The organism is Hydrogenophaga sp. (assembly GCF_022844385.1).
GTDB lineage: Bacteria > Pseudomonadota > Gammaproteobacteria > Burkholderiales > Burkholderiaceae_C > Hydrogenophaga.
The window spans coordinates 1-20,692 of the sequence record NZ_JALHLX010000038.1; the positions used below are offsets into that span (position 1 = coordinate 1).

The 20,692-nt window shown below is 67.4% G+C and carries 15 protein-coding genes; 5 read left to right on the plus strand and 10 right to left on the minus strand.

Annotated elements, in window-relative coordinates; all coding sequences use genetic code 11:
* Nucleotides 1–268: 268 nt before the first annotated feature.
* The gene (locus Q0C59_RS09110; protein ID WP_291214312.1) at nucleotides 269–1,159 is read left to right on the plus strand and encodes a 3'-5' exonuclease; all 891 of its coding nucleotides are present in this window, start codon (nucleotides 269–271) and stop codon (nucleotides 1,157–1,159) included.
* 12 nt (nucleotides 1,160–1,171) lie between these two features.
* Here the strand turns inward: Q0C59_RS09110 and Q0C59_RS09115 are convergent, their stop codons facing one another.
* Nucleotides 1,172–2,710: a methyl-accepting chemotaxis protein gene (locus Q0C59_RS09115; RefSeq protein WP_291214314.1), complete on the minus strand. Its 1,539-nt coding sequence runs from the start codon at nucleotides 2,708–2,710 to the stop codon at nucleotides 1,172–1,174.
* 132 nt (nucleotides 2,711–2,842) lie between these two features.
* Complete coding sequence (locus Q0C59_RS09120; RefSeq protein ID WP_291214316.1) at nucleotides 2,843–4,099, minus strand: MFS transporter; 1,257 nt, start codon at nucleotides 4,097–4,099, stop codon at nucleotides 2,843–2,845.
* A gap of 183 nt (nucleotides 4,100–4,282) precedes the next feature.
* On the opposite strand from Q0C59_RS09120, the gene Q0C59_RS09125 reads away from it, so the two are divergent.
* The gene (locus Q0C59_RS09125; protein ID WP_291214318.1) at nucleotides 4,283–4,834 is read left to right on the plus strand and encodes a hypothetical protein; all 552 of its coding nucleotides are present in this window, start codon (nucleotides 4,283–4,285) and stop codon (nucleotides 4,832–4,834) included.
* A gap of 22 nt (nucleotides 4,835–4,856) precedes the next feature.
* On the opposite strand, the gene Q0C59_RS09130 is transcribed toward Q0C59_RS09125, so the two are convergent.
* Complete coding sequence (locus Q0C59_RS09130) at nucleotides 4,857–5,696, minus strand: class II aldolase/adducin family protein (RefSeq protein WP_291214350.1); 840 nt, start codon at nucleotides 5,694–5,696, stop codon at nucleotides 4,857–4,859.
* 136 nt (nucleotides 5,697–5,832) lie between these two features.
* Between Q0C59_RS09130 and Q0C59_RS09135 the strand changes: the two genes are divergently transcribed.
* Entirely contained in the window at nucleotides 5,833–6,717 is an 885-nt protein-coding gene (locus tag Q0C59_RS09135) for a LysR substrate-binding domain-containing protein (protein WP_291214320.1), read from the plus strand.
* A gap of 13 nt (nucleotides 6,718–6,730) precedes the next feature.
* Here the strand turns inward: Q0C59_RS09135 and Q0C59_RS09140 are convergent, their stop codons facing one another.
* The gene (locus Q0C59_RS09140; RefSeq protein WP_291214322.1) at nucleotides 6,731–7,789 is read right to left on the minus strand and encodes an ornithine cyclodeaminase; all 1,059 of its coding nucleotides are present in this window, start codon (nucleotides 7,787–7,789) and stop codon (nucleotides 6,731–6,733) included.
* Between the two features lie 122 nt (nucleotides 7,790–7,911).
* Between Q0C59_RS09140 and Q0C59_RS09145 the strand changes: the two genes are divergently transcribed.
* Nucleotides 7,912–8,331 carry an Lrp/AsnC family transcriptional regulator gene (locus Q0C59_RS09145; RefSeq protein WP_291214324.1) on the plus strand — a complete coding sequence of 140 codons (420 nt, stop codon included), beginning with the start codon at nucleotides 7,912–7,914 and terminating at the stop codon, nucleotides 8,329–8,331.
* Between the two features lie 4 nt (nucleotides 8,332–8,335).
* Here Q0C59_RS09145 and Q0C59_RS09150 read toward each other — a convergent pair whose 3' ends face one another.
* The 3 genes from Q0C59_RS09150 to Q0C59_RS09160 form a co-directional block, all read right to left on the minus strand.
* Nucleotides 8,336–9,244 (minus strand): delta(1)-pyrroline-2-carboxylate reductase family protein, encoded by a 909-nt coding sequence (locus Q0C59_RS09150; protein ID WP_291214325.1) that lies wholly within the window; start codon nucleotides 9,242–9,244, stop codon nucleotides 8,336–8,338.
* A 22-nt stretch (nucleotides 9,245–9,266) separates the two neighbouring features.
* A complete protein-coding gene (locus Q0C59_RS09155; RefSeq protein ID WP_291214326.1) occupies nucleotides 9,267–10,250 on the minus strand; it encodes an NADPH:quinone reductase in 984 nt (327 codons plus the stop codon).
* 73 nt (nucleotides 10,251–10,323) lie between these two features.
* The gene (locus Q0C59_RS09160; protein WP_291214328.1) at nucleotides 10,324–12,345 is read right to left on the minus strand and encodes a PAS domain-containing sensor histidine kinase; all 2,022 of its coding nucleotides are present in this window, start codon (nucleotides 12,343–12,345) and stop codon (nucleotides 10,324–10,326) included.
* Between the two features lie 273 nt (nucleotides 12,346–12,618).
* Between Q0C59_RS09160 and Q0C59_RS09165 the strand changes: the two genes are divergently transcribed.
* On the plus strand, nucleotides 12,619–13,833 hold the full coding sequence (locus tag Q0C59_RS09165; RefSeq protein WP_291214330.1) for a glycosyltransferase: 1,215 nt from the start codon (nucleotides 12,619–12,621) through the stop codon (nucleotides 13,831–13,833).
* Here the strand turns inward: Q0C59_RS09165 and Q0C59_RS09170 are convergent.
* The 3 genes from Q0C59_RS09170 to Q0C59_RS09180 are packed head-to-tail and all read right to left on the minus strand — an operon-like array spanning nucleotide 13,783 to nucleotide 20,587.
* Nucleotides 13,783–15,012 (minus strand): ATP-binding protein, encoded by a 1,230-nt coding sequence (locus tag Q0C59_RS09170; RefSeq protein ID WP_287383249.1) that lies wholly within the window; start codon nucleotides 15,010–15,012, stop codon nucleotides 13,783–13,785. The two genes, Q0C59_RS09165 and Q0C59_RS09170, sit on opposite strands and share 51 nt — an antisense overlap.
* Nucleotides 15,009–20,198, minus strand: a complete 5,190-nt coding sequence (locus Q0C59_RS09175) for a CHASE domain-containing protein (RefSeq protein ID WP_291214334.1) — start codon at nucleotides 20,196–20,198, stop codon at nucleotides 15,009–15,011. Before Q0C59_RS09175 ends, Q0C59_RS09170 begins: the two co-directional genes overlap by 4 nt.
* On the minus strand, nucleotides 20,195–20,587 hold the full coding sequence (locus tag Q0C59_RS09180) for a response regulator (protein ID WP_291214336.1): 393 nt from the start codon (nucleotides 20,585–20,587) through the stop codon (nucleotides 20,195–20,197). Before Q0C59_RS09180 ends, Q0C59_RS09175 begins: the two co-directional genes overlap by 4 nt.
* Nucleotides 20,588–20,692: the final 105 nt, after the last annotated feature.

Here is a 20,692-nt window from a genome sequence, read left to right on the forward strand (position 1 = left end):
CCTCCGAAGCCAAGGGTCGTGGGTTCGATCCCCGCCAGCCGCACCAACAACGTCCAAGCCCTTGATCTGCAAGGGCTTCGTCGTTTCCGGGCTTCTGCACATCGCCTTGGCATGCAAAGCCCGACCTCTGCACCATCGACTCGGGTAGGCTCCAGCGATGAACCAGTTCAGTTTCGAGTTTGATGCGCCGCGACCGGCACCCCCACCTTTGTCGCCGGCTTCGCCCCCCACCCAGCCCGTCCCCGCGCAGCCCTTGACGTCACAAGAAATGGCGCAACGCCTGGAACAGGACCCCGATTTCCGCGTCCTGAGGAGGCTGGCTCCCATCCACGACTTTGGCGCGGCTCCTGACGCGCCGGATGTGCGCCATGTTCTGGTGCTGGACACCGAAACCACCGGTTTGTCGCACCAGGTCGACAAGATCATCGAGCTGGCCATGCTGCTGGTGCAGGTGGACGCGGGCTCGGGATTGCCTTTCGGGCCGGTGGAAATTTTCGAGGGGTTCGAAGACCCTGGCATGCCGATCCCGCCAGTGGCTCAAGAGGTCACCGGCATCAGCGACGACATGGTGCAAGGCCAAAGACTGGACGATGCGCTGGTGGCGGCCCTGGTGGCCCGGGCCGACCTGGTCGTGGCGCACAACGCCGGCTTTGACCGACCGTTTGTGGAAGCGCGTTTTCCGGTGTTCGCCGGCAAGGCCTGGGCCTGCTCGTTTGCCGACATCGACTGGAAAGCGGCTGGTGCCGGCTCGTCCAAGCTGAGCGCGTTGGCTCAGGACCACGGCTGGTTCTATGACGCGCACCGGGCGCAGGTCGATTGCCACGCCTTGCTGCAGGTGCTGGCCCGGCCGGTCCCCAAGGGCACAACCACGGGCTTGTCGCAGCTGATCGCTGCAGCAGCCCAACCCAGTTTCAAACTCCGCGCCACCGGGTCACCGTTCGAGTCCAAAGACCAGCTCAAGGCCCGCGGCTACCGGTGGGACGCAGAGTCCAAGGTCTGGTTCTGCACCCTGGCCGACGCGCAGGGCCTGGAGACGGAGCTGGCCTGGCTCAAGGCCGAGGTCTACGGCCGGCGCAGCGCGCGGGTCGACATCGAGGCTCTGGACAGCCTGGTGCGCTACTCGGCCCGGGCGGGCCTGCTGACGCAGCAGGCGCTGTAGCACCGGGGCGCTTCAGCGCGCCGCACCCGCCAGCCGGAAAATGGCCACCGCGTCCACCAGCTGCTGCGCCTGGGTCTTCAGGCTTGATGCAGCGGCCGCGCTTTCTTCCACCAGCGCGGCGTTCTGCTGCGTGGCCTGGTCCATCTGGGTCACGGCGTTGCCCACCTGTGCCACACCGTCACTTTGTTCGGTGGATGCTGCGCTGATCTCACCCATGATGTCGGTGACCTGGCGGATGGAGCCCACGATCTCGGCCATGCGCTGGCCCGCCTCATCCACCTGCACCGAGCCCTGCTCGACGCGTTGCACGCTGTCGCCGATCAGGCGCTTGATCTCCTTGGCTGCTTCGGCGCTGCGCTGCGCGAGGTTGCGCACCTCGCCGGCCACCACCGCAAAGCCGCGGCCTTGCTCGCCAGCGCGCGCGGCTTCCACCGCAGCGTTGAGCGCGAGGATGTTGGTCTGGAACGAAATACCGTCGATCACGCCGATGATGTCGGCGATCTTTTTGCTGCTGTCGTTGATGCCCTTCATGGTCTGCACCACCTGGCCCACCACGTCACCGCCCTTGGTGGCGAACTCGCTGGCACCTTGAGCGAGCTGGTTGGCCTGGCGGGCGTTGTCGGCGTTCTGCCGCACGGTGGAGCTCAGTTCTTCCATGGACGCTGCCGTTTCCTGCAGCGCCGAGGCTTGTTGTTCGGTGCGCGCGCTCAGGTCGTGGTTGCCCTGGGCAATCTGTGCGCTGGCGGTGGCCACGCTTTCGGAGTTTTCGCGCACCACACGCACCACCGCAGACAGCTTGCCCTGCATGGTGTGCATGGCCTGCAGCAGTTGCGCAATTTCGTCCTTGCCCCGGATGTCGACCTGGGCGGTGAGGTCGCCTTCGGACACCTGGCGCGCCAGGTTCACGGCACGGTTGATCGGCCGGGTGATGCTGCGGCTGAACAGCACACCGCCGGTGATGCCGACCACGCACACCAGGCCCATGAGTGACAGGCTGATGGTGGTGGCGCGGATGGCGCTGGCTTCTGCCGCGCCGGCCAGCGCGGCGCTGTCGTCGGCGAGTTTCTTCACTGCGGCGTCCAGCAGTCGGGCGGGTTCACGGTCCATGCCGCTGACGGCCTTGTCACCGACGGCGTGGTCGAAATCTGAAGCCTTGAAGGTCTCGAAGGCGGCGCGGTAGTTTTGTCCCATGGTGAGGTGGGCGGCCGCGAACAGTTTCACCAGGTCCTGGGCTTCACCGGCCGGCAGTTGCTGCGACAGTTGCTTCGAGGCATCCGCCATCTCGCCTTCGATCTTGTTGAAGGCTTTCCAGTAGCGGTCGAGTTGTGCCGGATCCTTGCCGCGCAGCAGGGTGTTTTTCCACTCCTGCACCTGTGTCTTGAACTGGCTCAGCAGGTGGCTGGCCGCAGCTGCGTTCTGGTGGCTCTCGTGCACCTCGGTCTCGAAGGTCTTGATGGATTGGTTGAGGCTGTGGATGCCGAACAGGGCGGCGGCAATCACCAGGGCGAGTGTCGCGGCAAAGGCCAGTGGGAGTTTGAGCGAAAGTTTCATGGCGGGGTTTGTGCCGGCAGGCACGACAACGGAAGGCGGTATGGCCTGACTGTTCATATCGTCAGCGGCAACCGTCATCTGAAATGTGAAAAGGGCCATGAAACCAGCCCGTTTCTGACCGCACCCCGGCCCTCAACCCGCCCGACTGCCTGCCAGCCCCGCGCGTCCGACGCGCCGCACCCGAAAGTACAGCCAAAGCGCGATGCCCATGTTGAGCAGGTTGAAGGCGATGCCGTTGAGAAAGGCGGCGTCGTAGCTGCCGGTCATGTCGAACACCCAGCCGGACATCCACCCGCCCAGCGCCATGCCCACTAGCGTGGCCATGATCACCGCGCCCACCCGCGCTCCGGCTTCCTTGGGCGCGAAGTACTCGCGCACGATGATGGCGTAGGAGGGCACGATGCCGCCCTGGAACAGGCCGAACAGCGCGGAGACCACGTAGAGCGAGACCAGGCCGTCGAACGGGATGAACAGCAGCAGGGCGACGCACTGCAGACCGGAGCCCAGCAGCAGCGTGCGGATGCCGCCGATGCGGTCGCAGATCCAGCCCGAGACGAGCCGGCTGGCGATGCCGCAGAACAGCATGAGCGAGAGCATCTCGGCGCCGCGCGCCGCGCCAAAGCCCAGGTCGGTGCAATAGGCCACGATGTGCACCTGCGGCATCGACATGGCCACGCAGCAGCCCACACCTGCCACGCACAGCAGGGCCATGGCGTGATTGGGGTGCAGGCCAAAGGGGCGGCTGGTGTCGGGTGCCACTTCGCCCGCGCTCACCGGTGCGGTCACCACCAGCGGTGGGCGCTGGCGCATCAGGTTGGCCAGCAAAAAGATGCCGGTGCCGCACACCACACCCAGAATGACGTAGGTCTGGCGCCAGCCGATGGTCTCGATGCCCCACTGCACCAGTGGCGGCCAAACGGTGCCCGCCACGTAGTTGCCGCTGGCTGCGATGGCCACCGCCATGCCGCGCCGCTTGTTCCACCACAGGGCCGTGTCGGCCAGCAACGGCGCAAAGGTGGACGAACTGCCGAGCATGCCCAGCAGCAGTCCGTGTGCGAGACCGAAGGTCCAGATGCTGCCCGAGTACGCCGCCCAGATGAAACCACCCGTCACCGCCAACGCGCCCACGCGCAGCACCGGCGTGATGCCGTACCGGTCGGCCAGCTTGCCGGTGAACAGCCCACCGATGCCCAGGCACACCATCATCAGCGTGTAGGGCAGGGACGCATCGGCCCGGCCCACGCCGAACTCGGCCTGCACCGCCGGCAGCACCACCGCCACCACGTACATGCCGCTGTTGCCCAGCGTCACCAGCGCCAGCGTGGTGAGCAGGCGGCGCACGGCCACGGGCGAGTCGATCAGGCTGGGGTCGGCGGGTGTGTGCGGCATGACGCGAGATGCTACGCCGGCCCGTGCTGTGCCTTTGTCGCGCGCGTTGCCGCGGTGGGCGAGAGCACTTCGTTCGACGGCGTACAGACCCCGTGCGCAGGTTGGTCGATGCTCCACGCGTGGTCCCCATCAGCGCCGCGGCGCTGCTCCCCACAACTTATGTCAAACCGAAAAGGACCCTCCATGAAAAGCATCCATTCCCGCGCCGCCTTGTTTGTCAGCGCACTGCTGCTGGCCCCGATGGCCGTGCAAGCCGCGCCGCCCACCAAGGCCGAATACGACGCCGCCAAGAACACCATCAGCGCGAACTACAAAGCCGCCAAGGACGCCTGCGACAGCCTGAAAGCCAACGCCAAGGACATCTGCGAAGAAGAAGCCAAAGCCGCAGAAAAGAACGCACGCGCCGAGCTGGAGTTCCGCGCCAGCGGCAAGCCGGCCGACGGCACCCGGGTGCAAATCGTCAAGGCCGACGGCATCTACGAGGTGGCCAAGGAGCGCTGCGACGACCTGAGCGGCAACGCCAAGGACGTGTGCAACAAGGAAGCCAAGGCGGCGCACGTGGCCGCCATTGCCGCCGCCAAAAGCCCGAATGCCTCGGCCGAAAGCCGTGCCGAGGCCAAGGAAGACGTCAACGAAGCCAAGTACAAGGTCGCCGCTGAAAAGTGCGACACCTTGAGCGGTGACGCCAAGACGGCCTGCATCCAGGCCGCCAAGACCGCCCACGGCCAGCGCTGATCGCTGACCCGCCCGGTCTGTTTCAGTCGAACAGGTCGGGCTCGCTGCGCACCAGATCGTTCCAGATGGTCTGGAAGTGCAGCCAGCCGATGTACTCGCTGCCCACGTGCTCGCGGCTGTATCGCGCTCGCTCGGCCGGCACCAGACGCGGCGTGGCGCCGGTGGCCATCACGGCCAGTTGCTGCTGGCAGCAGCGCTCCAGCGCAATGAACCAGAAGGCTGCGGCTTCGATGCTGTGGCGGCTCGCCGTGAACAGACCGTGGTTCTGGTGGATCGCGGCCTTCACGCCCTTGAACCAGTCGGCCACCTTCAGCCCGGCTTTCACTTCCACCGCCACCTGGCCGGCTTCGTCGCCAATGACCACGTGGTCTTCAAAGAACGCAGCCGCGTCCTGCGAGATCGGCTGCAGCGGCTGGCCCAGTGACGCGAACGCCGTGCCGTAGACCGTGTGCGCGTGGCACATGGCCACGATGTCGGGGTGCGCCTCGTGCACCGCGGCGTGCAGCACGAACCCGGCGCGGTTCACGGCGTGGCGGCCTTCCACCACCTGGCCCTGGTGGTCCACCAGGATCAGGTTGGACACCTTCACCTGCGCAAAGTGCACGGCCATCGGGTTGGTCCAGTACAGGTGCGGGTGCTCGGGATCGCGGATCGTCAGGTGGCCAGCAAAACCGTAGTCGAAGCCCTGGCGCGCAAACGCGCGGCAGGCACCCGCCAGGCGTTCCTTCAGGTACTGGCGCTCCTGCTTCACGTCGTCGAACGTGGGGATGCCGGGGTAGATCAAGCCGGGCTGGTCGGGCTGGTAGATCGAAACCTTGGGGTCGGTCAGCGGGTCGTGGCGGTATTCCTTCTGACCCAGCATGGACAGTTTTTCAAGCACGGCGGACATGGTGTCTCCTCGGGGGGTGATGAACCACGATGGTCGACCAGGTCGCGCGCATTGACAAACGATGAATGCTCATGGAAACATGAGCCAGTTTCATCTGAAAGCCGATTGCATGAGGAATCTTCCACCGCTGGCGCGGCTGCGCACCTTCGAGGCCGCCGCACGCCTGCAGAGTTTTGCGCTCGCAGCACTTGAGCTGCACCTCACCGCCTCGGCCATCAGCCACCAGATCCGTGATCTGGAGCGGCATTTCGGCCGCGCGCTGTTCGAGCGCCGCCATCGCCAGGTGCAGACCACGCTGGAGGGGCGGCGTCTGTTCGAGAGCCTGGGCCGCTTGTTCGATGCGCTCGAAGCCACCTGCGCCGAGGTGCAGTTGCCCACGCACGACGAGGTGCTGGCGGTGCACTGCGCGCCCAGCCTGGCGCTCAAGTGGCTTGGCCCGCACCTGCCGTCGTTCGTGGCACGGCACCCGGCGATCAACATCCGCCTGACCACCGGCGCCGACCCGGTGGACCTGGGCGTCGTGCGCGACATCGATGTGGCGCTCTCTTATGGTTCGGCGCGCCACAAAGCCGGGCTGGACGTGGTCTCGCTCGGCGACGAGCGCATCGCGCCGATGGTGTCGCCCGCCTTGCTGGTGGCCAGGGAGCCCGCGTCCCGGGCCATCCAGCGCCTCACGCTCATCGATTCGCAGCTCAGCCCGGTGGGCTGGGCCGAGTGGTTTCAGCTCAATGGATTGCCGCTGCCCCTGCGCCCCCGCCCCTCGTTCGACCGCGCGGCCATGGCGATCTCGGCCGCCGCCGACGGCATGGGCGTGGCGCTGGAGAGCACACGCCTGGCAGCGCGCGAGATCGAGCGCGGCGAGCTGGTGGTGCTGGGCGAACGCAGCCTGCAGAAGATCGTTCGGCCGGTGCATTTCCTGAGCGTGCGCACGACCGATCGGGCGCGTGCGCCGGTGGTGGCGTTTGTGGATTGGGTGCGGGCGCAGACGGTCTGAGTTCGGTGGCCTCTCAGGCCACCAGGCGCAGCGCAGCCGCTGCCACCTGCGGGCGCAGCGCGGCAAACAGGTCCTTCGGATCGGCCAGATCAGGGATCAGCGAGACCGTGGTGCCCAGGCCTTGCGCGATGGCCAGGCTGTGCATGAAGCGCAGGGCCGAGTAGTCCTCCAGCGCAAAGCCCACCGAGTCGAAGACGGTGATCTGGTCGGCGTGGGTTCGGCCTGGCGCGCGGCCGCCCAGCACGTCGTGCAGTTCGGTCACCACAAAGTCGGCCGGCATCTGCTGGATGTCGCCTTCCACCCGCGTCTGCGGCGTGTATTCCACGAACACGCTGGCGCGCTGCAGCACCTCGGCGTGCAGCTCGGTCTTGCCGGGGCAGTCGCCGCCCACGCCGTTGATGTGCATGCCTGGGGCGAGCATCTCGGGCGTGACGATGGTGGCGTTGGTCTTGTCGGCGGTGATGGTGGTGACGATGTCGGCGCCATGCACGGCCTCTGCGATGCTCTCGCACACCACGATCTCAAGGCCGCTGCCAGAAAGGTTCGACACCAGTTTTGCGGTGGCGGCGCGGTCGACGTCGAACACGCGCAGCGTGGTGATGCCCACCAGGTGCTGGAAGGCCAGCGCCTGGAATTCGCTCTGCGCGCCGTTGCCGATGAGCGCCATCACGCGGCTGTCGGGCCGGGCCAGGGTTTGCGCGGCCAGGGCCGAGGTGGCGGCGGTGCGCAGGGCGGTGGTGAGCGTGAGTTCGGACAGCAGCAGCGGTGTGCCGGTGGCCACGTCGGCGAGCACGCCGAAGGCCATCACGGTGGACAGACCCAGGCCGGTGTTCTTGGGGTGGCCATTGACGTACTTGAAGCTGTAGAGCGTGTCGTCGGCGATGGGCATGAGCTCGATCACGCCATGGGTGCTGTGGTTGGCCACGCGGGCCGACTTGTCGAAGTCGGCCCAGCGCGCGAAGTCTTCGGCAATGGCATCGCGCATGCCGCGCAGGGTCTGCGGGATGCCGTGGCGGTTGATCAATTCGGCGGCGGCGGGCGCGCTCAGAAACAGGGTGTGTGCGGGGTTCATGGTGTTGCTCAAAGTCATGAGACCCAGTCTCTCGCAGGGGAGCGGCAATGTGAATCGGCAAAAACTTGCCATAAACAAAGAAAACTGAGCAAAACGGCAGACTTGGCTGCCAGAATGCGGAAATGGACGATATTGACCAGGCCCTGATTGCCCAGCTGCGGCAAAACGCGCGCGCCACCGTGGCCGAGCTGGCGCACCGCCTCAAGGTGTCGCGCGGCACGGTGACCAACCGCATCCGCAAGCTCGAAGACCAGCAGCTGATCGTGGGCTACACGGTGCGCCTGCGCCCCGAAGCCGAGCCCGAACGCATCCGCGCCTGGATGGCGGTGCTGGTGGATGGCAACCAGACGCGCGCGGTGATCACGAGCCTGCTGGGCGAGCCCGGCGTGGCCGCGCTGCACGACACCAACGGCCGATGGGATTTGCTCGCCGAGCTCAGCGCGGGCTCCATGACCGAGCTCTCGCAGGTGCTGGAGCGCATCCGGCTGATCAAGGGCATCCAGAGCACCGAGACCAGCATCCACCTGGCCACTTACCGTTGACGTCTCAGCGCTGAAGGGCCAGCCGTGCCGCCGCCAGGTCCCAGCCGGCCCAGCCGCAGCTCTTGAAGAACACCGGCCCGCTGCGCCGCTGCGCAGCCGGGTCGCGCACCACGTCGGCCAGCGTGGGCAGGGCAGACACATTGATGCCGGCTTGCAATAGATCGCCCGCTTCATGGTCGGCGTCGCGCGTGTCCACCACCAGCAGGCCTTCGGCGGCCAGCCAGCGGCAGACCTCGGGCGCCCACTCCACCATGCGCGGCGTGAACGCGCCCACGGCGGCCACGAAGGCGTCGGTGCGGGGCTTCGCGCGCAACGCAATGCCTTGTGCCGATGTGCAGCTCACCACCAGCGGGCAATCGGCCAAGGCGGCGTCGGCATCCACCACATGCTGTGCGCGCATGCCCAGACTGTGCGCGTGCTGCACCAGTGCGTCGGCGCTCGTGGCGCTGCGCGAAGCCACCCACACCTCCTGCACACCCAGGCCCGCGTGAAACGCTTCGAGGTGCGAGCGCCCCTGCACGCCCGCGCCCACGATCAGCAAGGGTCCGTCGGTGCGCGGCGCGAGCCGCCGCGCGGCCAGCAGCGACACCGCCGCCGTGCGCCGTGCAGTAACCGTGGGGCCGTCGAGCAAGGCGGTGCGCTGGCCCGTCACCGCGTCGAACACCACGATGTCGCCCTGGATCGCGGGCAGGCCGCGCGTGGCGTTGTCGGGGATGAAGGTGATGAGCTTGGTGATGGCCACGCGCGCGTCTGCGGCGGGCATCACGAACAGACTGCCGCCGCCGGCCAGTGCCTGCACGGTGCGCGCGGGCACCACCACGCCGGGGTCGCGCAGCAGCGCTTCGATCTCGCTGGCCAGCGCCGGGTAGGGGAGTGCCTCGGCGGTCTGTGCGGGAGTGAATGAAACGTTCATGCGGCAGGCGCCGTGAGGCGGTTCAATCCCGCAACCGGATCACGACATTGCCCACGGCGCTGCCGGTCTCCACCGCTTCGTGCGCGGCGGCGATGTCGTCCAGTGCAAACGTTTGCGCCACGGTGTGGCGCAGCGTGCCTGCCCGCAACAGGCCGTCCAGTTGCGTGGTGGCGCGGGCGCGGTCGGCGGGCAGCAGTTCGTAGACGATGAAAAACGTCAGCCGCAGGGAGTTGAACAGCAGCGTGCGGAAGTCCACCGTCACCTCGCCGGGCTGGTTGGAGCCGTAGCACACCAGCTGGCCGTGGGGCCTGAGGATGCGGTGCGGCAGCAGCGCCGCCGTGCTGCTGAAGTCCATGTCGATCACTACATCCACACCCTGTCCGTTCGTGAGCTTGGCCAAGCGGTCCGCCACCGCTTCGTTCCGGTAGTCGATCACGTGCGCCGCACCGGCGTCGCGCGCGTGCTGCTGCCGCGCGGTCGAGCCGGCCGTGCCGATCACCTGCGCGCCCTGCAGCACCGCGAGCTGGGTCACGAAGTGCCCCACGGCGTTGCCCGCGCCGGTGACCAGCACCGTGGTGCCTTGCAGGGGGCCTGCCAGGTGCACGGCCTGAAGCGCGGTGAGCGCGGGAATGCCGAAGCAGGCAGCCTCGTCAAACCCGATACCTTCCGGCAACGGCACGGCTTGCCCGGCCGGCAGCGCCACCTGTTCGCAGGCGGTGCCCATCGGCCGTTGCCACTGCGCGTTCCACAGCCAGACCCGCTGGCCGATGCGCTCGGGCGGCACGCCTTCGCCTACCGCATCGATGACACCGGCACCGTCGCTGTGCGGCACGATGAGTTCGGCGTTCAGTGGCCGCTTCAGGCGCGATTTCACGTCCGACGGGTTGACGCCCGAGGTGTGCATCAACACCCGCACCTCGCCCGGGCCGGGCATTGGCGTGGGCAGCTCGCCCACCTCCAGAACATCTTGGGCCGGGCCATTGCGGCGGTACCAGGCGGCTTTCATGGGCGGGGGCTCCTGCGGGGTGAATCAAGGCGCCATTGTCATCGGCGTTGCCCGCCGGGCCTGACGCGCAGGTTCAGGGCAAGGCCGGTCGGCAGACGCGGCTGGCCAGCCGTTCGATCGCGTCGAAGAGTTCTTCGCAGGTGTTGGGCTTGGGGATCAGGTCGGCGATGCCGGCCGCGGGCGCCAGGCGCCGCAGCTCTTCGGCGATGAAGCCCGAGGTGATGGCCACCGGACGCCCGGGGTGCAGGGCCCGCAGCTCGCGCGCGAGTTCCAGCCCCGACATGCCGGGCATGGCGAAGTCGGTGATGGCCAGGTCGTAGTCCACCTTGCCTTCGCGCACATCGTTCAAGGCCTGGCGGGGATCGCGGTACACCAGTGCCCGAAAGCCGCCGCGCTGCAGCATGCGCCCGATGAGGTGGTTGATCATCTCGTCGTCGTCGACATACAGGATGCGTGTGCCCGCGAGGCCTGCCGCGACCCTTGCCGCCGTGGCGCGTTGTGGTTCGTCGGGCGGCTCGGGTGCTGCCTCCAGTTGCCCCGCCGCGCGGAAATACAGCGAGAAGGTGGAGCCCCGGCCGGGCGCACTGTCCACCTCGATCGCCGCCTGGTGGTCGCGCAGGATGCCGTGCACCACCGCCAGGCCCAGGCCTGTGCCCTCGCCCGGGGGCTTGGTGGTGAAGAAGGGTTCGAACAGCCGCTCCATCGTCTGGGCGTCCATGCCCGCGCCGTTGTCGCTCACGGCGAGGCATACATTGACCTCTGGCCAGTCGGTGAGCGCGCCCGGTGCCGAGACCACACCATGCCTGGGCGGCGGTGCGCCGCGGTGCGGCCGCAGTTCGATGTGCAACTTGCCGCAAGCCAGGTCGGGCATGGCCTGCCAGGCGTTGGTGCACAAGTTGAGCAGCACCTGCTGCATCTGCGTGGCATCGGCCAGCACCGGTGGCGTTTGCGGATCGCACGCCACACGCAGCTCCAGCGTTCGCGGCAGGGTGGCGCGCAGCAGCCGGACCGACTCGTCCACCACCGAGCTCAACGCGACCACGCGCCGCTCCAGCACCTGGCGACGGCTGAACGACAGGATGCGCTGCACCAGATCGCGCGCCCGGCCGCCGGCCTTGAGGATTTCCTGCAGGCTGATGGCCGCCGGGTCCTGGCTCTGCACGTCTTCCAGCGCCAGCCGCGCGTTGCCCAGGATGGCGGCCATGATGTTGTTGAAGTCGTGCGCCACACCACCGGCCAGCGTGCCCAGGGCTTCGAGCTTCTGCGACTCGCGCAGCTGCATTTCCAGCGCGAGGCGCTGGTCTTCGGCGGCGCGGCGTTCGGTCAGGTCGAAGTCGACGCAGAAGCACTCCATGCCGCGATCGGGGTGTTCCATGAACACCTCGTTGCAGTGCACCTCCACGCTGGAGCCGTCCTTGCGGCGCAGCCACTGCACGCCCGAGAGCACGGGTGTGCGGGACTGCACCATGTGCTGCACGGTGGCCTTGAACGCTGCGTGCATGTGGGTCGGCACCACCAGGTCGAGCATGCTGCGCCCCAGCGCCTCCTGCGCGCTGAACCCGTAGAGTCGTTCCGAACCTGCGTTCCAGTAGGTCACGATCAGGTCGGGCCCGTAGCCCTGCACGGCTAAGCCGGGCACGTTGTCGAAAATCTGGCGGTTGCGCAGGTCGCCGGCGTACTCCAGTGCGCGGGCGCGGATGCTCTCGGTCACGTCCATGATGAAGGCGGTGCACAGCACGGTGCCATCCATCTGCTCCAGGGGTTTGGCGGTGCCCCGCAGCCATTTCGGGTGGCCCTGCGTGTCCTTGATGCGCCACTCGTGCCACCAGATCCGGCGCTGGCGCACCGCCTGCATGAACGACTCCCGCAACTCGATCTGGGCCTGGCGCTCGCCGGTGTTCCAGAGCAGGGATTCATCGGCCATGGCGGCTTCGGCCGTCACGCCCCAGATGTCCAGCGCGTAGCGACTGATGTAGAGCAGCTCGACCCGCTCGTCGGCATGCACCCGGTAGCGCAGCAAGGCGCCCGGCACCAGCTCGGTCAACTCGTCGAGCTGACGGTGGTTTTCAGCAGCGGTGGCAGGGCTTGTCAACAACGGCGGTCTCCAGCGGTCGATCACCTCGTGCCCGTCGCCTGGCAAAAGGCTGGAGCGGTCTTGCTTTGTAAAGGAATAAGGCTTTGCGTGCCTGTCGGGTGTCGACTTGTTTTCTGCCTATCGGCAGCAGTTGTGCATTTCTTGACACCGTCGGCCATGGACCGCCCGGTCGGCCGTGGGCGTTTTGAAACCGTTCTGTCACACAAGGACGATCTACTGGAACCCGCTGGCGCAGCCCCTGCCGCTGCGCACGGCCCTTTCAGCGAGCGCTCGATGCCCACTGCCACACCGACACCCACCACCATCGACCTGGTGTATTTCAATGCTGGCGGCGGCCACCGCGCTTCGGCGCTGGCCCTGCAGTCAGCACTGGAGCGCCACCACCGCGGCTGGCGGGTTCGGCTGGTCAACCTGTTCGAGGTGCTGGACCCACAAGACCGTTTTCGCAAGATGACCGGCAGTGCGCCGGAGGACTGGTACAACAAACGCCTTGCACGGGGCTGGACCATCGGCATGGCGCAGGAACTCAAGATCCTGCAGGGTCTCATCCGCCTGGGCCACACCACACTGATGAAGCCGCTGCAGCAACACTGGCTGCGCAACGAGCCCGACGTGGTGGTCTCGCTGGTGCCCAACTTCAACCGCGCGATGTTCGAAAGCCTGGCCAGCACCTTGCCCGGTGTGCCTTACGCCACCGTGCTCACCGACCTGGCCGACATCCCGCCTCACTTCTGGATCGAGCGTGGTCAGCCGCAGCACTTCATCTGCGGCAGCGCACGCGCGGTAGCGCAGGCGCTGGAGCTCGGCCACGCCCCGGAGCGCGTGCACGCCACCAGCGGCATGATCATCCGCCCCGAGTTTTACGAAGCACCTGCGCTGGACCGCGCCAGCGAGATGCGCCGTCTGGGGCTGGACCCAAGCCGGCCCACCGCGCTGGTGCTGTTTGGCGGCCACGGTTCCAAGGCCATGCTGGGCATCGCCAGGCGCCTGGGCGCTTCCACCCAGCTGATTCTGGTGTGTGGTCACAACAAGAAGCTGGCGGCGCAGCTGCGCTCCTTGCCGGCGGGCGCGCCCCGGCTGGTGGTGGGTTTTGCGTCCGACATTCCGCGCTACATGCGGCTGGCCGACTTCTTCATCGGCAAACCCGGTCCGGGCAGCATCAGCGAAGCCGTACAGCAAGGCCTGCCGGTGATCGTGGTCGACAACGCCTGGACCATGCCGCAGGAGCGCTACAACGCGCAGTGGATCACGGAGCATCAGCTGGGCATCGTGCACCGCAGCTTTCGCACGGTCGACCGCGCGGTGAATGAACTGCTTGCCCGCCTCGAAGAATTCCGTGCCCGCGTGCGGGCCATGGACAACCGGGCCCTGTTTGAAATCCCGGACATCCTGGACGGCATCGTGTCCGCGGCGCGGCACCCTGATGCCGCCGAAACCTCAGGCCAGCGGCAACGTCACCGCGAACGCGGAACCCTCGCCTGGCCGTGAGCGCACGCTGATCGTGCCGCCGTGGGCTTCCGTGATCTGGCGGCAGATCGCCAGGCCCAGGCCCGAGCCTTCGAATTCGCGCCGCAGGTTCAGGCGGGCGAACGGCTGGAACAGCTGGTCCATGCCCTCGGACGAGATGCCGATGCCGTTGTCTTCCAGCGTGATGGTGGCCACGCCCGCAACGCTGTGCGCCGCGATTTCGATGCGCGGCGCGCGGCCCTCGGGCATGAACTTGAGCGCGTTGGACACCAGGTTCTGGAACAACAAGGACAGCAGGCTCGCGTGGCCCTGGACCACCGGCAGTTGTCCGATGTGCAGCTCGGCGCCGCTGGCCGCGAGCTGGGAGGCCAGGGCTTCGCAGAGTTCGGCCAGCAGCGGCTCCAGTGCCACCGGGGTGCGGGGCTCGGTCTCGCCACGCTGCAGGCGGGCGTAACGCACCACGTCGTCGAGCAGCGTGCGCATGCGTTCACCGGCGCTGCGCACCAGCCGCAGATAGTGGCGCGCCTCCTCCGGCAGCGCGGCGCCATGGTCGTCCTCCACCAGCCCGACGAACTGAACCACGGTGTTCAGGGGTTCTCGCAGATCGTGCGAGCTGATGCGCACGAACTGCAGCAGCCCTTCGTTGGCCAGCTTCAGTTCTTCGGCCGTCTTCTGCAGCTGGGCGTGGCTTTCGCGCAGTTCGGCCAGCGCTTCGGCCAGGTTCAGGCGGTCGGCGGCGGCCACTTGTTTGAGCGCGTCGTTGGCCTGTTTGAGCCGCAGCTGCGTGCGCACACGCGCCTGCACGATGGCGGGGCGGATCGGTTTGGCAATGAAGTCGGCCGCGCCTTTTTCCAGCCCGGTCTGCTCGAACTGGGCTTCGGCCTGGCTGGTGACGAAGATCACCGGAATGTCGGAGAGCCGGGGATCGTGTTTGATCGCTTCCAGCACCTCGAAGCCCGACATGCCGGGCATCTGGGCGTCGAGCAGCACCAGGTCGGGTGGCGCCTCGGCCATCAGCCGCAGGGCATCCAGACCCTGGGTGGCAAAGCGCAGCCGGCCCAGCGGCCGGATGACGCGGGCCAGCGTCTGAACCATGCCGGGATCGTCATCGACGATCAGGATGTCGGGCACCATCTGCGTGCCGGACACGTCCGAAGCGGTGTCGTTGGCGGCTGCGGGCCTTTGGGCTGGGGTTGTCATGACTGCTGCTCGTGGGGCCTGGCCGTTTCGGTGTCCGGGGCGGGCTCCCCGGTCAAGGCCGCGCTGGCCCCCGCAAAGTCGAGATCGTCCAGCTGGCGGCTCACGCGTTCAACGAGTGTGACGCCAAAACGGGCCCGCAGCCACTGGTTGCGGGATTGCCACCAGGCCAGTGCATCCAGGTCCTGGCGCTGCAACAGCGTCAAGAGGTGCTGCAGTTCGGCCTCGCTGGCGCCGAGCTGCCCCGCCATGGCGCCGGCCCCGCTGCGCTGCCCACCGGCCTGAAGCACGGGCTCGCTGTCGCGCTGGAGTGTTGTCAGGGTTTGTTGCAGGTCGTGCCACCGGGAAGAGAGTTCCGCCGGGGGCAGCGTCTGCGCCAGCCCGGTCTCCATGGCCCGGGCCAGTTCCATCAAGCCGTTGATGCCCAGCGTGCCGGCAATGCCGCGCAGCTTGTGCAGGCGCGCGGCCATCGCCTTGTGCGCGTCCTCGCTGTCGGGCAGCGCCACCTCGCCTTGCGTCCAGTCGCCGAACTCGGTGAGCAGCCGCTGCAGCGACTTCAGAAACAGCTCCAGGTCGCCGCCCAGGCGTTGCGCCGCTTCCGCCGTGTGCACGCCGGGGATCTGCGGCCAGGGCGCTGGCGACGTGTCGGCCGCAGGGGCGTTATGCGGTTCGCGTTCCAGGGAGAGCTTGTCGCCGACCTGGCGGATGCTGTCGCGCACCGTGCGCACCAGCCGCTCGGGATCGATCGGTTTGGTGAGGAAGGCATTCATGCCGGCGGCGAGCGCCAGCTGGCGTTCTTCGGCGAGCGCGCCGGCGGTCAGCGCAATGATGGGCAGATCGCCCAGGCCCAGTTCGCCGCGCACCAGGCGCGTCGCCTCCAGGCCGTCCATCTCCGGCATCTGCAGGTCCATCAGCACCGCGTCAAAGGCGTGCGGCGTGGCGCGCAGGGCCTCCACCGCTTCGCGACCGGTACGCGCCAGGCACACCCGGGCGCCTTCGCGTTGCAACAGGCCCGCCGCCACCTCCAGGTTGATTTCACTGTCGTCCACCAGCAGCAGGTTGAGGTGGCGCAATGCCTGGCCAGGGTCTTCGGTGCGCGCCTGAACCTCGTGCGGGATCTCGGCCAGTCCTTTCAGGTCAGCGGGCAGCGGCCGCTGCAGCACCAGCTCGAACCAGAACTCGCTGCCCTGCCCCGGCACGCTGTACAGACCGACCCGCCCGCCCATCATCTCGGCGAGTTTTCGAACGATGGACAACCCCAGTCCGGTTCCACCGAAGTGTCGAGTGGAGGAGTTGTCGGCCTGCGTGAAGGGCGTGAACAGTCGGGCTTGCGTTTGCTCATCGATGCCGGCGCCGGTGTCGCGCACCTCACCGCGCAGGCGCACGTGCTGCGGGTCTTGCGTGGGCAGCGGCGGCACCACGTCCAACGTGACCCACACATTGCCGGCCTGGGTGAACTTGCAGGCGTTGCCGATCAGGTTGGTGAAGATCTGGCGCACGCGCTGGGCATCTCCCAGCAACACGGGCGGCACATCGCGCGCCACGTTGATCGTGTAGCGGATGCCGCTGGCCTCGGCCTGGGCGCGGAACAAGGCATCCATCTCGCCCATCAAGTCTTGCGGGCTGAAGGGGTGCAGGTCCAGGTCCAGCCCACCCGCTTCGATCTTGGCCAGGTCGAGCACGTCGTTGACCAGTCCCAGCAGCGAGCGGCTGGCCACCCGCGCCTTGTGCAGCAGCTGCGTCTGATAGCTGGTCAGGGGCGTGTCGCCCAGCAGGTGGGTCATGCCGATCATGGCGTTGAGCGGTGTGCGGATCTCGTGGCTCATGTTGGCCAGGAATTCGCCCTTGATGCGCGAGGCCTCCTGGGCCTTCTCCTTGGCCTGCACCAGGTCGGTGATGTCGATGCGAAAGCCCACCGTGTGGCCGTCGGGCATGCGCCGTTCGATGATGCGCAGGGTTCGGCCGTTGGCGAGTTGCTGCACCAGCTCGGCGCTGCCGCTGCGGTGAGCCGCCACCCGTTCAGCGACCCACTCGTCCACCCGTCCGATCGCAGCCGCGTAGTCCCCCAGTTCTGCACCTGCACGCACAAGGTCTTCGAACGGCACACCCGGAACCATGAGGTGCGCGACGCGGGGGTAAACCTCGCGGTATTTCTCGTTGCAGAACACCAGCCGGTCGTCCGGGTCGTACAACACGAAGGCTTCGTCGACCGCGTCGATGGCGCCGCGCAGCAAGGCTTCGCTGCGGGCGGTGTTCTCCTGCGCCTGCTTGCGTGCCGACACGTCCTGGTGCGTTCCATACATCCACTCGGGTTGTCCGTCGGCGCTCCAGCTGCGCACCGCGCCCCGGTCGAGCACCCAGACCCAGTGACCCTCCCGGTGGCGCGCACGGACTTCACATTCGTAGCGCTCGATGGCACCGCTGAAATGGCTCTGGAGCATGCTTTGGGTGAGCGCCTGATCGTCCGGGTGCAGGCGCTGCAGCCAGAAGTCCACCCCAACGCCGCCGAGCTCCTCCACGCTGTAGCCGATCATGGTGGCCCAGCGCTCGTTGATGCGCAGCTCGCCGGTCTCGACGTTCCATTCCCAGGTGCCGGCATCGGTGCCGCGCAGGATGTTGTCCAACCGTTCACGTTCGTCGGCCAGTGCTGCGGTGCGGTCCTTGACCTGCTGCTCCAGACCTTCCTTGAGCTCGACCACCTTGCGCTGCGCAGCACGCTCGCTGGTGATGTCCCGCGCAATCACGGAGGCGCCTGATGCTGTTCCTTCCTCGTGTTCCAGACGGGACATGGTCATGGACACCAGCAAGGGCCGGCCGTCGCGGGTCTGTCGCCACAGCTCCATCGGCGGAGCCTCGCCCGAATGCGAGAGGGTTCCCAGGGTCACCAGTTCGTCGCTGACTTGTCCCGGCGGCACGATGAGGGCATCCAGACGCTGACCCACCGCCTCCTCACGGGTGTAGCCAAACAGTTGCCGGGCACCGAGGTTCCAGGACGTCACGCGGCCCTCAGGGTCCAGGCCCAGGATCGCGTCCGGAGACTGGTCCACGAGAGCCGCCACCTGAAGGCGATCGTTGCGCGCCTGCAGAGCCCGCTGGACGCCGACCCAGTACAGGTACAGCATGAGCGCACCCACCAGGCCGGCAGCCAGCATGGGGGGCAAGCCATCGCGGGCACTGGCCATTGCGCTGGCCCTGAGTTCGCTCTCCCGCCGGGTGGCCGTGTAGTTCAGCACGCCAATGCTGGATTCGGGATTGCCCACCACCCGGGACTGCGCCGCCATGACCAGGCCATCGGGGCCGTTCCACCAGCTGACGCGGTCGCCGCCGGACGCGTCGGGCGCCGGCGCCGGCTCGAAGCTGTCGGCCCAGCGGTGGCGCTCGCCGAGGTCGAAGCCAAAGGTGCGCGAAGGTTCGGGGTGTGCCAGGAAATCGCCTTGCGCGTTGGTGGCGTAGACCTGCGGCCTGGGGTCGCTGCCCTGGGTGAGCATCCCGAGCCGACCCGACAGGTCGATGTTGATCACGATGGCGCCGAACACCTGACCGCTGGCGTCGTGCACCGGTGTGGCGTAGCGGATGGTGGGGCGCAGTGGCCGTTCGATCTGTTCCTGCTCTCGGTGGAGGACCACGTCCGACACGAACACCTCGCCTGCGCCCAGACGCAAGGCCTCGCTCAGGTCCACCGCATTGCCCTTGCGCCGCAGGCTCTCGCGCGGGGCCACCACCACGCGGCCGTTCTCACGAGTCACCCGCACAAGCTCCAGGCCATCGTCGGCGGCGCCGACAAAGCGCACCTCAAACGCTTCCGGCGTGGCGGTGAGGAAGCTGGAAAAGATCTGTTCCAGGCGGTTTTGCCACAGTGCCGTCGAGGACAAGTCTTGCGCATCCACACCGCCGTTTTGCATGGCCCGCACCAGACCCTTGACGGGTGGCGTGTTGGACAGAAAGAGCACGCTGCGCCGCCGTTCGGCGTATCCGCCTTCTGCCGTGCGGGCCAGCGTGTCCACGGCCGCCTGCAGTGCCTGTCCGGCCTGGCGGTGCTGCTGCCTGAGTTGCTGCAGGTAAGTGTTGACCGTCAGCAGCACCAGCACCAGGGCGAAGCCCAGCGCTGCGCGTGCGGCCAGTGAACTGCGCAGAAACGCACCCGCGCTCACCGGCTGCCAGCGTGGGTGCCAGTCCACCGGGGCATCGGGCAGGCGCGAGCGCAGCAGCTGGCGGTGTTGCAGCAGCAGGGCCAGGCCCACCGCCAGCAGGGTGCTCAGCGCGATGCCGCCCAGCAAGGTCTGGACGGGTGAGCCAGGGTTGGTCACTGCGTTCATGGCCGGCAGCGGGGAAACGCGCATCACCCACTGGCGCCCCAGCACCATCAGCGGAAGTGCGACCTCCACCTCCGGTTCGAACAGGCTCCGGGATTCGTAAAGGGGTGCTGCTTCTGCACTGTCGGTGAGCGACATCGCCACCGTGTCGAGTTGGGGCGCCAGCCCGGCCAGCATCTCGTCGATCACGAGCGGCATGTAGGTCCAGCCCACCGTGGCGGTTTCGCGCTCCATGGGTGACCGGCCGTTCGCGTTGTCGCGGTACACCGGCAGCAGCATCAGCAGCCCTTGGTGCGTCAGTCCGCTGGCCTGCACCAGGGTGATGGGCGCCGTCAGACGTGCCTGGCCGTCGCGTGCAGCCGAGAGCGCAGCATCCCGTCGGCGGGGCTCCGAGGCGATGTCCAGCCCGGCGGCGCCCTGGTTGGGTGCTTCGGGCAGGATGTGGCGGATGAGAAAACGGTCGCCGTTGTGGGGCGACAGTGCGCGGATGCTGAAATCTGCCGATCCCTCTCTGCGCGCGCGGGCCACGAAAGCCGCCTCCTGAGCCTGTGGCACCCGATGGATGTAGCCGAAGCCGCGCGCGCCGGGAAACTCCCGCGCAATGTCGCGGCTGTCCATGTAGGCCTTGAACTGTTTCGGCGTGATCAGCTCGTCACCGTTGGCCGCCACCATGCCGCGGGCACCCCGCAAGCCGAATTCGTACAACTTGAAGCGGTCCTGGATCGCCTCGGCCAGGGCATCGGCCGCAGCGTGGGTGTGTTCCAGCAGCCGTTGCTGGTTGTTCAGCTGCACGGTCCAGGCGGCCCAGGCGCTGAGCAGCAGGCCGGCGCACCACAAGGCCAGCGCCCACCGCCGGGTGGTCTGGCCAGGCGTCATCGCTTCTGCACCAGACCGATCAGGTCGGCCGCTGCCGTCTTGCTCAGCGGTTTGTTGAGGAAGCCCTTCACGCTGGGGTGAGCCGAAGCGCGTGCACGGTCGGCTGGGTCGGACGACGAGGACAGCATCACCACCACCGCATGGCCGCGCTGCGAAGCCGGCAGTGCATCGAACGCCTGCAGGAACCCGAAGCCGTCCATGACCGGCATGTTGATGTCGAGCAGGATCAAGTTGATGCCATGGTCGGGCGTTCCGGCCAGCATCTTGAGCGCTTCCTGGGCGCGCTCGAATCCATGGATCTCAAAATCCACTCCGCTGCGCTGCAAGGCGATGCGGGTGAACAGCAGGTCGTTCTCGTTGTCGTCAACCATCAAGACGCGGCAGCTCATCGGGGCTCCAGAAAGCACTACTTGTTCAACCCTGAGTGGAAAAGCAACACGGGTTTCAGTGGATATCGGCTGACAAGGCCGGGTTCTTGATCCACTTGGTCCCAC